Origin of the sequence: Nitratireductor sp. GISD-1A_MAKvit, assembly GCF_040819555.1 — a bacterium.
GTDB lineage: Bacteria > Pseudomonadota > Alphaproteobacteria > Rhizobiales > Rhizobiaceae > Nitratireductor.
The window spans coordinates 28,089-43,851 of the sequence record NZ_CP161920.1; the positions used below are offsets into that span (position 1 = coordinate 28,089).

Genomic DNA, 15,763 nt, shown 5'->3' on the forward strand with positions numbered 1-15,763 from the left:
CGAGTGCTGAAAGCCCGGAAACGGCCGCTCCGCTACATATTGTCGCTGGGGCGCGAGCTTGCTCTTCTGCGTCGTTCGGACGCACGGTTGTGAACGATGCGCACGCGCTTGACGCGACGTGGGTCGGCATCGAGAACCTGGAATTCAAAACCGGGAATGGCCTGAATCACCTCTCCACGTGCAGGAACCCGGCCGAGCACGTTGAAGATCACACCGCCGATCGTATCCACATCTTCGGAATGTTCCTCGGCATGAAACTCCTCACCGATAACCTCTGCCACATCCTCGATCTCGGCCTTTGCATCAACCACGAAAGTGTCTTCGCCCACCTGTTCGATAAGCGCGGCGTCATCGTCATGTTCGTCTTCGATATCACCCACAACCATTTCGACGATGTCTTCGAGCGAGACCAATCCGTCTGTGCCGCCATACTCATCGATCACGAGCGCCATCTGCGTTCTTGAAGCCTGCATGCGCGCCATCAGGTCGGAAGCCAGCATGGAAGGGGGAACGAACAGGATTGATCGAGGCAGGTTGAGTTCACCAATGGTCCGCGTGAGATCGACCTTTGCGAGGTCAAATGCCGTCGGCTCGGGTGCCTTGCGGCTGCGTCCTTTCTTCGCGCGTGCGGTTCTCGTTATGTGGCTGACCACATCGCGGATATGCACCATGCCCCTCGGGTCATCGAGGGTTTCACCGTAAACGGGCATGCGCGAGTGGCCGGATTTCTCAAAACAGTTGAGCAGCTCACCCAGGGTGGTGTTCAGGTCCACAGCCTCGATGTCGGCGCGCGGCACCATCACATCTTCGACACGCAGTTCGCGCAGACGCAGGATGTTTTTCAGCATCGCCCGTTCGCCGGGCGAAAAGGCCTCCGTATCCTGCGTCTTGTCGTCCAGCGCATCCGCCAGGTCTTCACGAAGCGAAGATCCGTTGCGAATACCGAGCGCAGACATGCATCTCTCCCAAAGAGAGGGGCGGTTTCCGGAGACGTTCTGAGTAGAACTACTAGAGTCCTCTTCCCCCTCCTCGGAGGATTTCGCCTCGCTTGCGGGCATGTCGCCCGTCGCGATCATCGTATTTTCTGTCATGGCCGTTTGTTCAATTGAGCCTTTCAGTTAGGCATAAGGGTCTTGAATGGCAAGTGTTTGCAGCGCTTTGCGCTCCAATTCTTCCATCTCTTCGGCTTCTTCATCGGTTTCATGATCATATCCCATGATATGCAAAAATCCGTGAATAATGAGATGGGTCAGATGATGATCGAATTGCTTGCCCTCTTCTGCAGCTTCCCGCGCGACGGTCTCGTGGGCGACAATAATGTCACCAAGGGGCTGCAGTTCATCTCCCGGATTGATTATCTCAGGCGCAGGAAAGGAGAGCACATTGGTGGGCCTGTCCTTGCCGCGCCATTCGCGATTCAACACCTGGATTTGGGCGTCGCCAGTGAAAAGCAGGCTGATCGCACCGCCCTCATCCGGCTCAAGTCCGATAACAGATACAGCCGCGTGAACGGCCCGATCAGCCAGCGCCTGAAGCGCAGTTTCCGACGACCAGTCACCCGCCTCGATGGCGACTTCAACAACGATTTCCGGCAATTCACCGGCAGGAGGAATATCGTCCATCAGCCTGCGCGGATCAGCCCCGCGCCTTCTTGTCATAGGCCCGCACGATAGCCGCCACCAGCGGATGGCGCACAACGTCCTTCTCGTCGAAGCGGACGGTAACGATGCCGGGCACGTCTCCCAGCACCTCGAGCGCTTCGACCAGGCCCCGACTTGGTGTTGGGCGGCAGATCGATCTGGCTCGGGTCGCCCGTGACGATCATCCGGGCATTTTCGCCAAGCCGCGTCAGGAACATCTTCATCTGCATTGGCGTGGTGTTCTGCGCCTCATCGAGAATCACCACCGAATTGGCCAGCGTGCGGCCGCGCATGAAGGCAAGCGGTGCAATCTCGATCACGTCTGCCGCCAGCGCTCGTTCCACCTTTTCCGCCGGAATCATGTCGTAAAGCGCGTCATAGAGCGGGCGCAGATAGGGGTCGACCTTTTCGCGCATGTCGCCCGGCAGGAAGCCAAGCCGCTCACCCGCCTCGACAGCCGGCCGCGACAAAATGATGCGGTCCACTGCGCCGCGCTCCAGAAGCATGGCGGCATAGGCAACGGCGAGAAACGTTTTGCCCGTGCCGGCCGGGCCTATGCCGAACACCAGTTCCGAACGCTCAAGCGCCCGCATATAGGCGTCCTGATTGGCAGAGCGCGCATGCACGGTGCGTTTGCGCGTGGCAATCTGTGCGGCAGCGAGCTTGCCCTTGCTCTCCATCGTGGGGAAGGTTAGCTGCTCGTCTGCGGCGATGGCAAGCCGCACGGCACCGTCCACATCCGACGCGGCGAGCTCCGTTCCCTTCTGCAGAAGATCATAGAGATAATCGAGCGCACGGCGTGCCTGCGCAGCAGCAACGCTCTCTCCCTTGACGGTAAGCTGATTGCCCTTGGAGCGAATGTCGACACCGAGCCGCTGCTCGATCTGGGCCAGGTTCTCGTCGAACGGCCCGTAGAGGGCACTGGCCAGCTTGTTGTCATCGAAGGTCAGCACGATGTGTGCCATGTCCGAGGCCCCGGAGGGCGGGTTCTTCAACTCAGTGCTGGCGGTCAAACGCCTCTCCTTTACGACACCGGCTCGGCAAACAGGCTGTTGGGGCCTGCCTGCGTGATTCGAACACGAATAATGTCACCGATTTCGCCGGCTTTTTCATCAACAATCACAGGCTGGAGCCAGGGCGAACGACCGACACGCTGTCCCGGCTGGCGGCCGGGCTTTTCCAGCAGCACGTCCATCTCGCTGCCGACAAGGCTCTGAACGAACGCGCGTTGCTGTTCGGTGAGCAGGGCCTGGAGCGCCTGGAGCCGTTCATCCTTGACCGTTTCGGGCACCTGGTCGCCCAGATCGGCACCCGGCGTTCCCGGGCGCGGCGAATATTTGAACGAAAAGGCCTGCGCATAGGTCACGTCGCGGATCAGCTGCATCGTGTCCTCGAAATCCTCATCGGTCTCGCCGGGGAAACCGACGATGAAGTCGCCCGACATGGCAATGTCGGGGCGTGCCCCGCGGATGCGGTCGATCAGCCGACGGTAGTCGTCACCCGTGTGCTTGCGGTTCATCGCCTTCAGAATGCGGTCGGAACCCGACTGCACCGGAAGGTGAAGATAAGGCATCAGCTTGGGCAGATCGCGGTGGGCGGCGATCAGCGCGTCGTCCATGTCGCGCGGATGGCTGGTCGTATAACGCAGCCGGTCGAGGCCGGGAATTTCGGCGAGCCTGAACAGGAGTTCGCCAAGGCCCCATTCGCGCCCGTCCGCACCCTCGCCATGCCAGGCATTCACGTTCTGGCCAAGCAGCGTCACCTCGCGCACGCCACCCTCGGCGAGGCGCTCTGCCTCGGCAACGATCTGCGCAACAGAGCGCGACACTTCCGAACCGCGCGTATAGGGCACGACACAGAAGGTGCAGAACTTGTCGCAACCTTCCTGCACGGTGAGAAATGCCGTCACGCCGCGATTGCGCACCACGCGCTTCTGCGGTTGCGGCAGATGCTCGAACTTGTCTTCGATGGCATAGTCGGTTTCGACGATCTTTTCGCCGCCGAGCGCACGCTTCACCACCTTGGGAAGGCGGTGATAGGTTTGCGGCCCGATCACCAGATCCACGGCAGGCGCACGGCGCAGAATTTCCTGCCCCTCGGCCTGCGCCACGCAACCGGCCACGCCGATCACGGTTTCGCGGCCGGCCTGGCTGCGCTCTTCCTTGAGCTGGCGGATGCGGCCAAGCTCGGAATACACCTTCTCCGCCGCTTTTTCGCGGATGTGGCAGGTATTGAGGAGAACGAGGTCTGCCTCTTCGATCTGATCCGTCGGCGCGTAACCATCGGCTGCGAGCGCATCGGACATGCGCTGCGAATCGTAGACATTCATCTGGCAGCCATAGGTTTTCACGAAAACCTTTTTGGTGGCGGAAGGCATCACGGATGCCTCGCCTGTGTTTTCGGAGCTGCCCGTTTCCGGCGAAATATTCTGTTCCATGCCGGTTTCCTAACGTTTTTGCGTGTCAAAAAACAGACGATTCTTCGCTGTGTGATGAATCCGTCAAATTTCGGTGCCGCGTAAGCCTGCCGTGAGCATGGCGCGCACCTGCGCCTCGGCCTCACGCGTGACGGTCTTGCGGTCGCCTTTTGCCAGAAACGGGATCGGATCGCCATAGCGGACCACGATATCGACAGGCCGCGCCTGCAAGACCGTTATCAGGTTGGGCAGAAGGTCGGTATCGCCAATCCAGGAAAGTGTCGCACGCTCACGTCGATCAAGGCGCAATCCACCCTTGCTGAGGTAGATGATTGCCACTGGCTGCACGGAAACGCTTTCGGCGTTTTCGCTTGCAAGAGCCAGCTGTGCTGCGCTGAACAAGGTGCTTTTGAACGGTAAAAGCCGGTTGCCATCGCCGGTGGTGCCCTCGGCGAAAAGCACCATCGGATCGCCATCGGCCAGCCGCTCGGCGATCTCGCGCGCCTGTTCGGGAGAGGTACGACGGCGCTGGCGCTCCACAAAGACGGATCGCTGCTGCCGGGCGAACGTGCCGAGGATGGGCCAGTTTTGCATTTCCGATTTGGCGATGAAATGGACCCCGTCGAGCGAACCAAGCACCAGAATGTCGAGCCAGGAGACATGATTGGCGACGATCATCTGGGGACGCTCCCGTGACGGAACCCCCTCCATGCGCACGCGCACGCCGAGAACGCGGAGTGTGAGCCTATGCCACAGCCGTGGAATTATGCGATCGCTGATGAGGTGCGTGCGCAGCGCGATCTCCTGCACCACCATGAACGGCAATGTGTAGAGCGCGACAAGCAATATTGCGATGACGAAACGTAAACTGCTGGACATCAGCCTTGGGTCAGCCCTGAATTCGCCTTGAGGCCCGTTGCGAGGAGTGGACGCTTACAGCATTTCCTCTTGGCGGGAAACAGCTTCAGCGCAGGTCGCGGCGCATCACCAGCGCGCTGGTGCGCTGACCATTCGCATCGCGGTAGTAGTCCGGCCGCCCTCCAACCTGGTGGAAGCCCAGACGACGGTAAAGCGTTATGGCAGGCGTATTGTTTTCGTCCACTTCGAGGAACAGCGCGGATGCCCGGTCGCCGTGCATCTTGAAAAGCACCGCGTCCATCAATTGACGGCCAAGGCCGTTGCGGCGCTGGTTGTGGGCCACAAGGATGGTAAGGATTTCGCCCTCGTCCGCGGCCTGGCGTGCCAGCACGAACCCCGCGATCTGCTGCGGCTTTCTGCCGATCTCGGAAACGGCGAAACCAAACACCCCCTCCTGGGTGAGCAAGGCTTCAAACTCCGCATCGCTCCATGGGCGGGCAAAATCCCCTGCATGCAGATCAGCCAGAACGAGACTGTCTGCCACCTCCAGCGGTCGAACCACGAACTCGCGTTTTCTCGGGAAGAGGGCCATCAACCCTCCTTTCGCGGGAGGGCAAAATTCTGCTGCGGTGCGGCGTCGGGTGCGCGCAGATAAAGCGGCTTTGGCGGCTCGCTTCCCGCCCCCTTCTCGGCGGCCAGACGCGCGAAAGTCAAAATGTCCGCCGTTGCGCCAGCGGGGTGGATCTCGAGCGAGTGAACCCCTGCCTCAGCCACAAACCTGGCGGCGGCGCCGTAGACCACTGCTTTCTCGGCAGAGGCCCATTCGGCCAGCCACTGCGCTGACTGGCTCTGAGGTTCGAGGAGAATGTGCCCTTCGCTATCGAAGCCCGCGGCGAAAAGACTGGGCGCGCGTTGCCCGAGCGCGACGAGGACATTGCGTCCGGGAATCGTCACTCGTGCCTCCGCACCTAGCGCTTCCAGTGTGGAGATGCCGATGGCAGGTACACTGCGCGCCAGTGCAAGGCCGCGTGCGGCGGACACGCCGACCCGCACACCGGTGAAGGATCCCGGCCCCACCGAAACGGCCACGGCGCCAAGTGCCTCATAGCCAAGGCCGGCAGTCTTCAGCGCGGCTTCGATGACGGCCATGACGTGTTCGGCATGTCCCTTGCCCAGATCCAGCACGTGCCGACTGAGCTCTTCATCCGTTTCGGTTCCAAACACGCAGGCGGCGCAGAGCGCCGCCGCGGTATCGATTGCAAGAATCTTCATTCAGGCACAGTCCGGCGACCTGTTGTTGTTACCGCCGGCGAATCCGATGCGCCATCAGCGGGTCATGATGCTCTACTTGCACTGTCTTGCGCCTTGAGTTCAAGGCGGCGTGCATGCAGAACCGGCTCGGTGTAGCCATTGGGCTGCTCGCGACCCTTGAACACAAGGTCGCAGGCTGCCTGGAAGGCGATGGATTTTTCGAAATCCGGAGCCATTGGCCGATAGAGCGGATCGCCGGCATTCTGCCGGTCCACCACCGCCGCCATGCGCTTCATCGTTTCCATGACCTGCTCTTTGCTTGCGACACCATGATGCAGCCAGTTTGCCATGTGCTGGGCGGAAATCCGCAATGTCGCGCGATCTTCCATCAGACCGACATCGTTGATGTCCGGCACCTTGGAGCAGCCGACGCCCTGATCGATCCAGCGCACCACATAGCCCAGAATGCCCTGCGCGTTGTTGTCGAGCTCCTTCTGGATCTCTTCAGGCGTCCAGTTGGGCCGCGTGGCGACCGGCACCGAAAGAATATCGGAAAGCGCTGCGCGCTTGCGGTTCTTCAATTCGGCCTGCACCGCATGGACATCGATCGTATGGTAATGCGTGGCGTGGAGCGTGGCCGCCGTTGGCGACGGCACCCAGGCGGTGTTCGCGCCGGCCTTCGGATGGCCCACCTTCTGCACCAGCATTTCCGCCATCAGGTCAGGCATGGCCCACATGCCCTTGCCGATCTGAGCGTGGCCGGAAAGGCCGCATTCAAGGCCGATATCGACATTCCAGTTTTCGTAGGCGGCGATCCAGGCGGCCTGCTTCATGTCGCCCTTGCGGATCATCGGGCCGGCTTCCATGGAGGTGTGGATCTCATCGCCCGTGCGATCGAGGAAGCCGGTGTTGATGAAGACCACCCGCTCGCGCGCGGCGCGGATGCACTCCTTCAGGTTCACCGTGGTGCGGCGCTCTTCATCCATGATGCCCATTTTCATGGTGTTGGGCGCCATGCCGAGCGCTTCCTCGACGCGGCCGAACAGTTCCACCGCGAAGGCCACCTCTTCGGGGCCGTGCATCTTCGGCTTCACCACATACATGGAGCCTTCGCGGCTGTTCATGCGGCGGCCATTCGGACCGACATCGTGCAGCGCGATGGCTGCGGTGAACAGCGCATCCATGATGCCTTCCGGCACTTCATTGCCATCGGCGTCGAGAATGGCCGGATTGGTCATCAGGTGACCGACATTGCGCACCAGCATCAGCGAACGGCCGGGCAGCGTGAGCGTGCCGCCATCTGGCGCGGTGTATTCGCGGTCGGGGTTCAGGCGGCGGGTGAAGGTCCTGTCGCCCTTCGTCACCTGCTCTTCCAGATCGCCCTTCATCAGGCCGAGCCAGTTGCGATAGACGACAATTTTGTCTTCCGCGTCCACGGCGGCAACGGAATCCTCGCAATCCTGAATCGTGGTCAGCGCCGATTCCAGCACCACATCGGCAATGCCCGCCGCGTCGGTCTTGCCGATCGGGTGCATGCGGTCGATCACGACTTCCGCATGCATGCCGTTGGTGGCGAGCAGGATTGCAGATGGCTGATCGGCCGCGCCGCGATACCCGGCGAATTTCGAAGCATCCTTCAGGCGCGCCTCGCCGCCTTCAGTTTTTGCGACGAGTTGACCGTCGACAACCGAAAGTGCGGTAATTTCCGTCCAGGAGGCACCATCGAGCGGTGCACTGTCATCGAGGAAGGCGCGCGCCCAGGCGATGACCTTTTCGCCGCGCTTCGGATTGTAGCCCTTGCCCTTTTCCGCGCCATCGTCCTCGGAAATGGCGTCGGTGCCGTAAAGCGCATCATAGAGCGAGCCCCACCGCGCATTGGCCGCGTTGAGTGCGTAGCGCGCATTCATAACCGGCACGACAAGCTGCGGACCGGCGACACTGGCAATTTCCGGATCGACATTCTGCGTGGAGACCGAGAAGGCCTCGCCTTCCGGCAGCAGATAGCCGATCTCGCGCAGGAAGGCCTGATAGGCTTCCTGATCGGCCGGTGCGCCATTTTCCCTGTACCAGGCGTCGATCTTCTCCTGCAGCGCATCGCGTTTTGCAAGCAGGGCCCGGTTTTTCGGCGCCAGATCGTGCACGATCTCCGATAGCGCCTTCCAGAATTTGTCGGGGTCTACGCCCGTACCGGGGAGTGCTTCTTTCACGGCGAAATCGCGCAGCTCTTCCGCAATCTTCAACCCATGAAGCTCAACGCGATTTTCCATTTGACAGACACTCCTCTTCCCGATGTCAGAAATGATGCACTGCTTTCACCACGCCAGCGGCACGGGGTCAATTCGCCGGATGGCGAAAGAAGTTTCAACCTGAAGCAGGGTTGAGGCAAACGCTCAACATCCGCCGCATTCGCAGGAAACATTCCGAAGCAACGCAGCCAGATTGCCGACGGAACCTTCAAAAGCCGAACGCCGACACATGGCCGGCGTCCAGGGTTTCATTGCGTTTTGGCTTCTTTTTTCTTCGCCGCATCATCCATCAGCTCGTACCACATCGCGTTGAGAACAGCGAAAGCCGCAGCGAGCGGGAAGCCGAGCAACCACGCAAAATACCACATGTCGTAAGCTCCTCTTGATTTGAAGGCAGCGCTCAGTAAGCGTGCCCCTTGCCTTCCTCGATCTCCTTCTCGTCGACCTTGCCCCACAGAACCCGGTAGACCCAGCTCGTATAGGCGACGATCAGCGGTACGAAGAACGCGGTTACCACCAGCATGATGAACAGGGTCAGGTGGCTCGACGAGGCGTCCCACACCGTCAGGCTCGCGCCGGGTGCGATCGAAGACGGCAGGATGAAGGGGAACATCGACACACCAACCGTCGAAATGATGCCGATGATCGACATCGCGCTTGCAAGCAGCGTCGGCACTTCACGCCGGGCACCGAACAGGACGAGCGCGAGGGCTGCACCGGCAAAGCCGAGCGCTGGCGCGATCATCATCCACGGATGCGCCGCGTAATTGTCGAGCCATGCCCCCTCTGCCTGCACCACGGTCTTGGCAAGCGGGTTGGAGGGGCCATCGGTGACGATGGCGCTGGTGATGCGGAACCCGTCGATGCCCGCCCAAAGCCAGAGACCACCGAGCGCGAAGATCACTATGGTGGCCACGGCAGCGATGCTCCCAAAGGCGCGGCTGCGCGCGGCAACGGGTCCCTCGGTCTTTATCATCAGCCAGGACGCACCATGCATGATGAGCATCGCCACCGAAAGAAGACCGCACAGGAGCGCAAACGGATTGAGCAGTTCGAACAGTGTCGTGCCCTCGTAGAAAATCCGCAGATCGTTTTCGAGCCGGAACGGCACCCCTTGCAGGACATTGCCCACCGCAACGCCGAAGATCAGCGCCGGCACGAAACCGCCAATGAACAGCGCCCAGTCCCAAGTGGTACGCCAGGCGGGGTTCTCGCGCTTCGACCGGTACTTAAACGCCACGGGACGCAGGATGAGCGCGAAGACCACGGCGAACATGGCAAGATAGAAGCCCGAGAAGGACACCGCATAAAGCGGGGGCCAGGCCGCAAAGATGGCGCCACCTCCCAGGATCAGCCAGACCTGATTGCCTTCCCAGACGGGGCCGACAGCGTTGATCACGACGCGGCGCTCGATGTCTGTCTTCGCCACGAAAGGCAGGAGTGTTCCGGTCCCGAGGTCGAAACCATCGGTGACGGCGAAGCCGATCAGCAGCACGCCGAGCAGCCCCCACCAGATAACACGCAGCGTTTCATAGTCGATAAGAGTGTGCAGGATCATTGTTGTTACTCCGCCGGGACGAAGGCGCGGGGGCCGAACTCGGCCTCGGGCTCTTCGTCTGGTTCAGGCCCCTTGCGAATGGCGCGCAGCATCAGCGTCATTTCGACGATGAAGAGCACGGTGTAGATCAGCGAGAAGCCGACGATCGTCATCAGCACCGTGGAAGCGCCAAGGTTCGACACCGCCACGGCCGTGGGCAGAACGCCTTCGATAATCCATGGCTGGCGCCCGAATTCCGCGACGATCCAGCCACATTCCGCGGCGATCCACGGAAGCGGAATGGCAAAGACCGCAATGCGCAGGAGGAAGGGATAGCGGTCCAACCTGTGTCGCGCCGACAGGTAGAAGAACACTCCCATCAGCAGAATGAAGAAAAAGCCCAGTCCAACCATGATGCGGAAGGTCCAGAACAGCGTCGGCACGTTTGGGACCGTGTCGTTTGCCGCCTGCGTGATCTGCGCGTCCGTGGCTTCGCGCGGATCGTCGAGATAGGGTTTCAGAAGCAGCGCGTAGCCGAGATCCGAACCGCTTTCCTCGAACGCCGTTCTGACATCGTCGGAAATGGCATCCGTGCTGCCGGCGGCGCGGATTTTCTGCAGGGCATCATAGGCGACGATGCCGTTTCTGATACGCTCTTCCGCGTGTTCCACCAGTTCATCGATGCCCGGGATCTGCGTATCAAGCGAGCGCGTCGCGATGATGCCCATCACCCAGGGGATGTGCACGGCATAGTGCGTTTCGCGGGCTTCCTGATCCGGGAAGCCGAAGGCCGTGAAGGAAGCCGGCGCCGGCTCCGTCTCCCACATTGCCTCGACGGCGGCGAGCTTCATTTTCTGATGTTCGGTGGCGAGGTAGCCGCTTTCATCGCCCAGCACCACGACCGAAAGAGCAGCAGCCAAACCGAAAGAAGCAGCAACGGTCATTGAGCGCTTGGCAAGCTCCAGATGCCTGCCCTTGAGCACATACCAGGCGGAGACGCCCAGAACGAAAACCGATGCCGTGACATAACCGGCCGACACGGTGTGAACGAACTTCGCCTGCGCCACCGGGTTCATGAGCACGGCGTAAAAGTCCGTGACTTCCATGCGCATGGTCTGGGGATTGAACGCAGAACCCACGGGGTTCTGCATCCAGCCATTGGCAATCAGGATCCAGAGTGCCGAGAAATTGGAGCCGATGGCGACCGCCCATGCCGAGGCAAGGTGGCCGAGCTTGGAGAGCTTGTCCCAACCAAAGAAGAACAGGCCGACAAAGGTCGCCTCCAGGAAGAAGGCCATGAGGCCTTCGATGGCCAGAGGTGCGCCGAAGATGTCGCCGACATAGTGGCTGTAGTAGCTCCAGTTCATGCCGAACTGGAACTCCATGACGATGCCCGTGGCCACGCCGAGCACGAAATTGATGCCAAACAGCGTGCCCCAGAATTTCGTCATCTGCCGCCAGATGGTGCGGCCCGTCATCACATAGACGGTCTCCATGATGGCGACCAACACCGACAGTCCGAGCGTCAGCGGGACGAACAGAAAGTGGTAGAGCGCGGTGATCGCGAATTGCAACCGCGAGAGATCGACGATGTTCAGTTCCATTGTACCATCCGGCTTTCCGGCTCCTTTGGTCGTCGTGAAAGAAAGCTCAATCCGGCCTCAGACCGTCGAGCAGAGAAGCGTATTCGGCCGTGCCCCGCACTTCGTCGGCAACGATCCGGCCATTGCGCATGAGAATGATGCGGTGTGCGCCCTCGGCCTCGCGCCGGATGTGCGTCGACACCAACACCGTCTTGCCCGAGGCACATTCGAAAACCCGCGAGATCACATCTTTCGCCGTCTGACGATCCAGTCCTTCTGTCGGCTCGTCGAGAAGCCAGACCGGCGCATCGCGCAGCAGGAGGCGCGCCAGTGCAAGCCGGCGTGCCTGCCCCGACGAGAGCCCAGCCCCGCCTTCGCCGAGCATCGTGTCGAGCCCCGCCGGCCGCGCCGCCAGAAGCGATGAAAGCCCGGCCGCATCGAGGGCAGCATTCATGGCTTCGTCATCGGCTTTTGGATTGGCAAGCGCGAGATTGCCGCGCAGCGTGTCATGAAAAAGTTCCGTACGCTGCGTGAACAGGGTGGTGGTGCGGTTCGACACCTCGCCCTTTTCCGAGGCGAGCTCACCGGCTATTGCCGCAAGAAGCGATGACTTGCCAGATCCGCTCTCCCCCACCAGCGCGATGCGCTCGGCCTTTCGGACATGCAGCGACACATCCTTCAGCGCAGCCTCACCGCCCACCTGGTGCCGGACGTTCACACCCCGCAGGCAGATGGCGGTTTCACCATCCGCAGGTGCGTTGTGTTTTGCGGCCTCTTCGGTGGTGCGCAGGCGCGGTCCGACACGCCCGACGGCCACGAGCGTGCGTCCGAGTTCGACCGCGCCGCGCCGCAAGGCAGAGAAGGGTTCGGTTGCGGTGAGCCCCACCAGAAGTGCCAGCGCGGCGACTGGTGCACCAATTTTTCCAGCTTCCGCCATTGGAGCAACCACAAGAAGGATCGCTGCCATAAGTGCAGCGCCTGCGATGCCGAGCGCGGCGTTAACGACGACTTCCGTACGGTTGAGGGCGTTGTCGGCGTCTGTCAGACGCGCGTCCGCATCAGCAATCGACCCACATTGCGCGGATAATCGCCCCGCCATGACCAGTTCACTCTGGCCGCGCACCAGATCGATGCTGCGCGCCCGCAGGCTTTCAAGTGCATGAGCGCGCCGCCGTGCCGGGCGTGCCGCACGCCGCGCTGCAAAGGCGGGTAAACCGAGGCCGAACGCCAGCAGAAACAATGCAACGGCAACTCCCAGGCGCGGGTCGATGAACCCGAGTGCGAACCCCGCAAACAATGCCGCGCCAGCCGCAGAGAACAGCGGTACCACCACCCGGAGATAGAGCGAATCCAGCGCGTCGATATCGATTGTCAGCCGGAACAGAAGGCGTGCCGGCCGTGCCGCCATGGCGCGCGCTGCACCGGGCACTGCCCAACCGCGAAACAGTCTCTCGCGCAGTTCGGCCAGTACGGCCAGCGTCGCATCATGTGTGACGAGCCGTTCGCCATAACGCGAAGCGGTTCGAGCCAGTGCGAGAAAACGGATACCCGCAGACGGGGCGAAGACATCGAAGGCGAGCGCGGTTGCCACCGACAGACCGGCAATTGCCGTTGCCGCGATGAACCAGCCGGACAGGGCCAGAAGAGCGATGCCGCACAGAACCGTGGCAAGCGAGAGCAGCGCGCCGGAAAGCAGCCTGTTTCGATTGCCCTTCCAGAACAACGATGCAACTGCACGAAGATTGCGGGAAACGATCATGACACGTCTCCGCTGGTGCTTGGCATCTCCAGAGTGATGATACGGTCCATGCGGCCAGCCAGAACGGTATCGTGCGTGGCAACGATCAGTGTCTTGCCGTGGCTGATGCGCAGGAGACTGTCGGTTATGCCGCTTGCTGTTTCCCGGTCGAGATGGGCTGTGGGTTCGTCGGCGAGAACAAGTCCTGCCCCCGGTGTGGCTGCAGCACGGGCGAGCGCCAGACGAAGCGCCTCGCCGCCTGAAAGCCCATAACCACCCTCCCCGATCACTGCAGGCCCGCGCACTTGTGCAAGCTTGGAAAGGCCGACCGTTTCCAGTGCATCCGACACCTGTGTCGGCCCAACATTTTTACGCCCCAGAGAAACATTGCCAGCAATCGTGCCCGGGAACACATGTGGGTTCTGTCCGACCCATGCGATGCACGCCCTGAGGGCGGCCGCATTGGAATCATTCATGGTATGTCCGCCGATCCGGATTGTTCCGTGATCGGGTGACAGCAGACCCGCGATCAGAGCAAGGAGGGTCGATTTGCCTTCACCACTGGGCGCCATCAGCGCAACCCGTTCGCCGGGCTGAATGTTGATGCTCAGGCTTTCAAACACCGGAGTGCCCACGGGTGAGTGGCGAAAGAGCAGGTTCTCCACCCCTAGCGACAGAGCACCTGTCTCTGGTGCGCGATGAGGCTGGGACGAGGCCGGTGCTCCGATCATGTGGCGACCGGCCTGCGCCAGCTTTTCCAGCGCTTGGAGCGCAGCCTGTCCTGCTGCGCGATCGTGCCATACTGCGGAGAGATCGCGTAAGGGCTCGAAAAAGGATGGGGCGATGAGCAGAATGAAGAGACCTTCGGCAAGGCTCAGCCGACCACCCCAAGCACCAAAATTCAGCTCGCCCAGCAGATGGAACCCCACATAGACCGCAACCATTGCCACGCCGAGCGCGGCAAAGAGTTCGAGCACGGCCGATGAAAGAAAAGCTATGCGAAGCACGGCCATTGTGCGTTTGCGCAGGTCCTCGGCGCTGCGACGTAATCGATCGGCAGTGCGATCCTGGGCATCAAAACTGCGAATCGTGGTCAAGCCGCGCAGCCGATCCATGAGAAACGCATTCATGCTGCCCATCTCGGCCAATTGTTCTTCACTCGCCTGTTTGGCACGCCAACCCACAAGCACCATGAACACGGGGATGAGCGGCGCAGCGAGCATCAAGACAAAACCGGCCGCCCATGAAAATGGCAAGACACAGGCCAGGATCGCCAACGGAACGACTGCCGCCTTCAGGCGCGCCGGCCTGAACCGCGCCACATATGGAACGATGGCTTCCGCCTGCTCGGCAAGTGTGCTTGCGGCCAGCCCGGAAGAAGGTGCGTTCAGATCGAAGGGCGAGGTTTCGGCCACTGCCGCCACTGCCTTCCCACGCAATGCGCTCAACTGACGCCGTGCCTGCTGGAAGGCAATGCGGCTTCCAACGCCATCGACCAGTGCCCGCAACACACCGAGGAGTAGTATGCCAAGTGCTGGAGGCCACGCCGCCGATGCGCTTGCGCCAGACGCGATGCCACCAATCGCCATGGCCAGGAGCGCTGCCTGGGGCAACCACAGGAGAGACGCAAGCACCTGCAGGAACACCGCCGTCCGGCTGACATGCATTTCTGAGCCAACGGCGTTGCCTTCACGTGCAGACGATGGCGTGCCGGAAGCGGCTCTGCCGACCGGCGACACTCTGCGTTCCAGCGAGGCAGCATCAAACGTTGTCATGATGTCCGCGACTCCGATCGCCTCCGGCCAAGCGATACGATCCGATCCTTGGCATCGAGCAGTTTTGTCACCTTGGCGCCGAGGTTAAGCAGTGTAGCAAGCTGCTCGGTCTCCAGATGCTTCACATCGTCATACCACTTCGTCAGTTGCTCGATCAGCGACTGCATTTCGGCGAGTTTCGCCTGGGCATGGCGCTCCTCCTCACTGCCGGGGGTCTGCATCAAAAGCTCACGCAGCACCGAAAGTGTCGGATCGACTTCGCGCTTCTTGCGTTCTTCCGCGAGAGTGCGCAGGATTTCCCAAACATCATCGGGCGTCGTGAAAAAGTCACGACGATCCCCGGGAATATGTTTCAGGACAACCAGATTCCAAGCCTGCAGCTCGCGCAGGCTCATCGAGACGTTTGATCGCGAAATCGAGAGCGCTTCAACGATGTCGTCGGCACAGAGCGGTTTCGATGAAGCATAAAGCAGGGCGTAGATCTGTCCGACCGTGCGGTTGATCCCCCAGCGGCTGCCCATTTCGCCAAAATGCAACACGAAGGATTGTAGAAGCGGGGGGAGGTTCATCTCGAACAGGCCTGACATTCATTTCAGAAATTACTGAAATCTTTGTAGAGACGGATTGGGCGGGGCGCAAGACTGCCTTGGGACGGTGCGCCCTTATGCAGCAGGCAGGCCTTTCAAGCGTCTCCATGACACTCGGGCTGTGTAACGAAA

The 15,763-nt window shown here is 61.1% G+C and carries 13 protein-coding genes and 1 pseudogene; all 14 read right to left on the bottom strand.

Features of this window, described 5'->3' with window-relative positions; genetic code table 11:
• Positions 1 to 32 precede the first annotated feature (32 nt).
• Entirely contained in the window at positions 33 to 956 is a 924-nt protein-coding gene (locus tag AB2N04_RS01345; protein WP_367716520.1) for a hemolysin family protein, read from the bottom strand.
• A gap of 162 nt (positions 957 to 1,118) precedes the next feature.
• Positions 1,119 to 1,622: an rRNA maturation RNase YbeY gene (gene ybeY, locus AB2N04_RS01350; protein ID WP_367716521.1), complete on the bottom strand. Its 504-nt coding sequence runs from the start codon at positions 1,620 to 1,622 to the stop codon at positions 1,119 to 1,121.
• A 13-nt stretch (positions 1,623 to 1,635) separates the two neighbouring features.
• Positions 1,636 to 2,605: pseudogene (locus AB2N04_RS01355) on the bottom strand (PhoH family protein).
• A gap of 59 nt (positions 2,606 to 2,664) precedes the next feature.
• A complete protein-coding gene (miaB, locus tag AB2N04_RS01360; protein ID WP_367718868.1) occupies positions 2,665 to 4,017 on the bottom strand; it encodes a tRNA (N6-isopentenyl adenosine(37)-C2)-methylthiotransferase MiaB in 1,353 nt (450 codons plus the stop codon).
• 123 nt (positions 4,018 to 4,140) lie between these two features.
• Positions 4,141 to 4,935 carry a lysophospholipid acyltransferase family protein gene (locus AB2N04_RS01365; protein ID WP_367716522.1) on the bottom strand — a complete coding sequence of 265 codons (795 nt, stop codon included), beginning with the start codon at positions 4,933 to 4,935 and terminating at the stop codon, positions 4,141 to 4,143.
• Between the two features lie 85 nt (positions 4,936 to 5,020).
• Positions 5,021 to 5,506, bottom strand: a complete 486-nt coding sequence (locus AB2N04_RS01370; protein ID WP_367716524.1) for a GNAT family N-acetyltransferase — start codon at positions 5,504 to 5,506, stop codon at positions 5,021 to 5,023.
• Positions 5,506 to 6,186: a tRNA (adenosine(37)-N6)-threonylcarbamoyltransferase complex dimerization subunit type 1 TsaB gene (tsaB, locus tag AB2N04_RS01375; RefSeq protein WP_367716525.1), complete on the bottom strand. Its 681-nt coding sequence runs from the start codon at positions 6,184 to 6,186 to the stop codon at positions 5,506 to 5,508. The genes AB2N04_RS01370 and tsaB overlap by 1 nt, the downstream gene beginning before the upstream one ends.
• 62 nt (positions 6,187 to 6,248) lie before the next feature.
• Positions 6,249 to 8,432 (bottom strand): malate synthase G, encoded by a 2,184-nt coding sequence (locus AB2N04_RS01380; protein WP_367716526.1) that lies wholly within the window; start codon positions 8,430 to 8,432, stop codon positions 6,249 to 6,251.
• 227 nt (positions 8,433 to 8,659) lie between these two features.
• Entirely contained in the window at positions 8,660 to 8,779 is a 120-nt protein-coding gene (gene cydX, locus AB2N04_RS01385; protein ID WP_229450142.1) for a cytochrome bd-I oxidase subunit CydX, read from the bottom strand.
• A 32-nt stretch (positions 8,780 to 8,811) separates the two neighbouring features.
• Positions 8,812 to 9,969, bottom strand: a complete 1,158-nt coding sequence (gene cydB / locus AB2N04_RS01390) for a cytochrome d ubiquinol oxidase subunit II (protein ID WP_367716528.1) — start codon at positions 9,967 to 9,969, stop codon at positions 8,812 to 8,814.
• 5 nt (positions 9,970 to 9,974) lie between these two features.
• Positions 9,975 to 11,552 carry a cytochrome ubiquinol oxidase subunit I gene (locus tag AB2N04_RS01395; protein ID WP_367716530.1) on the bottom strand — a complete coding sequence of 526 codons (1,578 nt, stop codon included), beginning with the start codon at positions 11,550 to 11,552 and terminating at the stop codon, positions 9,975 to 9,977.
• 46 nt (positions 11,553 to 11,598) lie between these two features.
• Positions 11,599 to 13,290 carry a thiol reductant ABC exporter subunit CydC gene (cydC, locus tag AB2N04_RS01400; RefSeq protein WP_367716532.1) on the bottom strand — a complete coding sequence of 564 codons (1,692 nt, stop codon included), beginning with the start codon at positions 13,288 to 13,290 and terminating at the stop codon, positions 11,599 to 11,601.
• Positions 13,287 to 15,044 (bottom strand): thiol reductant ABC exporter subunit CydD, encoded by a 1,758-nt coding sequence (gene cydD / locus AB2N04_RS01405; protein ID WP_367716533.1) that lies wholly within the window; start codon positions 15,042 to 15,044, stop codon positions 13,287 to 13,289. Before cydD ends, cydC begins: the two co-directional genes overlap by 4 nt.
• Positions 15,041 to 15,613: a GbsR/MarR family transcriptional regulator gene (locus tag AB2N04_RS01410; protein ID WP_367716535.1), complete on the bottom strand. Its 573-nt coding sequence runs from the start codon at positions 15,611 to 15,613 to the stop codon at positions 15,041 to 15,043. The genes cydD and AB2N04_RS01410 overlap by 4 nt, the downstream gene beginning before the upstream one ends.
• Between the last annotated feature and the right edge of the window lie 150 nt (positions 15,614 to 15,763).

Excerpts from the sequence above, each read along its gene's own strand:
- ybeY (WP_367716521.1), bottom strand. The coding sequence starts at position 1,622 with ATGGACGATATTCCTCCTGCCGGTGAATTGCCGGAAATCGTTGTTGAA.
- AB2N04_RS01370 (WP_367716524.1), bottom strand. The coding sequence starts at position 5,506 with ATGGCCCTCTTCCCGAGAAAACGCGAGTTCGTGGTTCGACCGCTGGAG.
- AB2N04_RS01345 (WP_367716520.1), bottom strand. The coding sequence starts at position 956 with ATGTCTGCGCTCGGTATTCGCAACGGATCTTCGCTTCGTGAAGACCTG.
- cydX (WP_229450142.1), bottom strand. The coding sequence starts at position 8,779 with ATGTGGTATTTTGCGTGGTTGCTCGGCTTCCCGCTCGCTGCGGCTTTC.
- AB2N04_RS01410 (WP_367716535.1), bottom strand. The coding sequence starts at position 15,613 with ATGAACCTCCCCCCGCTTCTACAATCCTTCGTGTTGCATTTTGGCGAA.
- AB2N04_RS01365 (WP_367716522.1), bottom strand. The coding sequence starts at position 4,935 with ATGTCCAGCAGTTTACGTTTCGTCATCGCAATATTGCTTGTCGCGCTC.
- cydB (WP_367716528.1), bottom strand. The coding sequence starts at position 9,969 with ATGATCCTGCACACTCTTATCGACTATGAAACGCTGCGTGTTATCTGG.
- AB2N04_RS01395 (WP_367716530.1), bottom strand. The coding sequence starts at position 11,552 with ATGGAACTGAACATCGTCGATCTCTCGCGGTTGCAATTCGCGATCACC.
- miaB (WP_367718868.1), bottom strand. The coding sequence starts at position 4,017 with ATGCCTTCCGCCACCAAAAAGGTTTTCGTGAAAACCTATGGCTGCCAG.
- cydD (WP_367716533.1), bottom strand. The coding sequence starts at position 15,044 with ATGACAACGTTTGATGCTGCCTCGCTGGAACGCAGAGTGTCGCCGGTC.
- tsaB (WP_367716525.1), bottom strand. The coding sequence starts at position 6,186 with ATGAAGATTCTTGCAATCGATACCGCGGCGGCGCTCTGCGCCGCCTGC.
- cydC (WP_367716532.1), bottom strand. The coding sequence starts at position 13,290 with ATGATCGTTTCCCGCAATCTTCGTGCAGTTGCATCGTTGTTCTGGAAG.
- AB2N04_RS01380 (WP_367716526.1), bottom strand. The coding sequence starts at position 8,432 with ATGGAAAATCGCGTTGAGCTTCATGGGTTGAAGATTGCGGAAGAGCTG.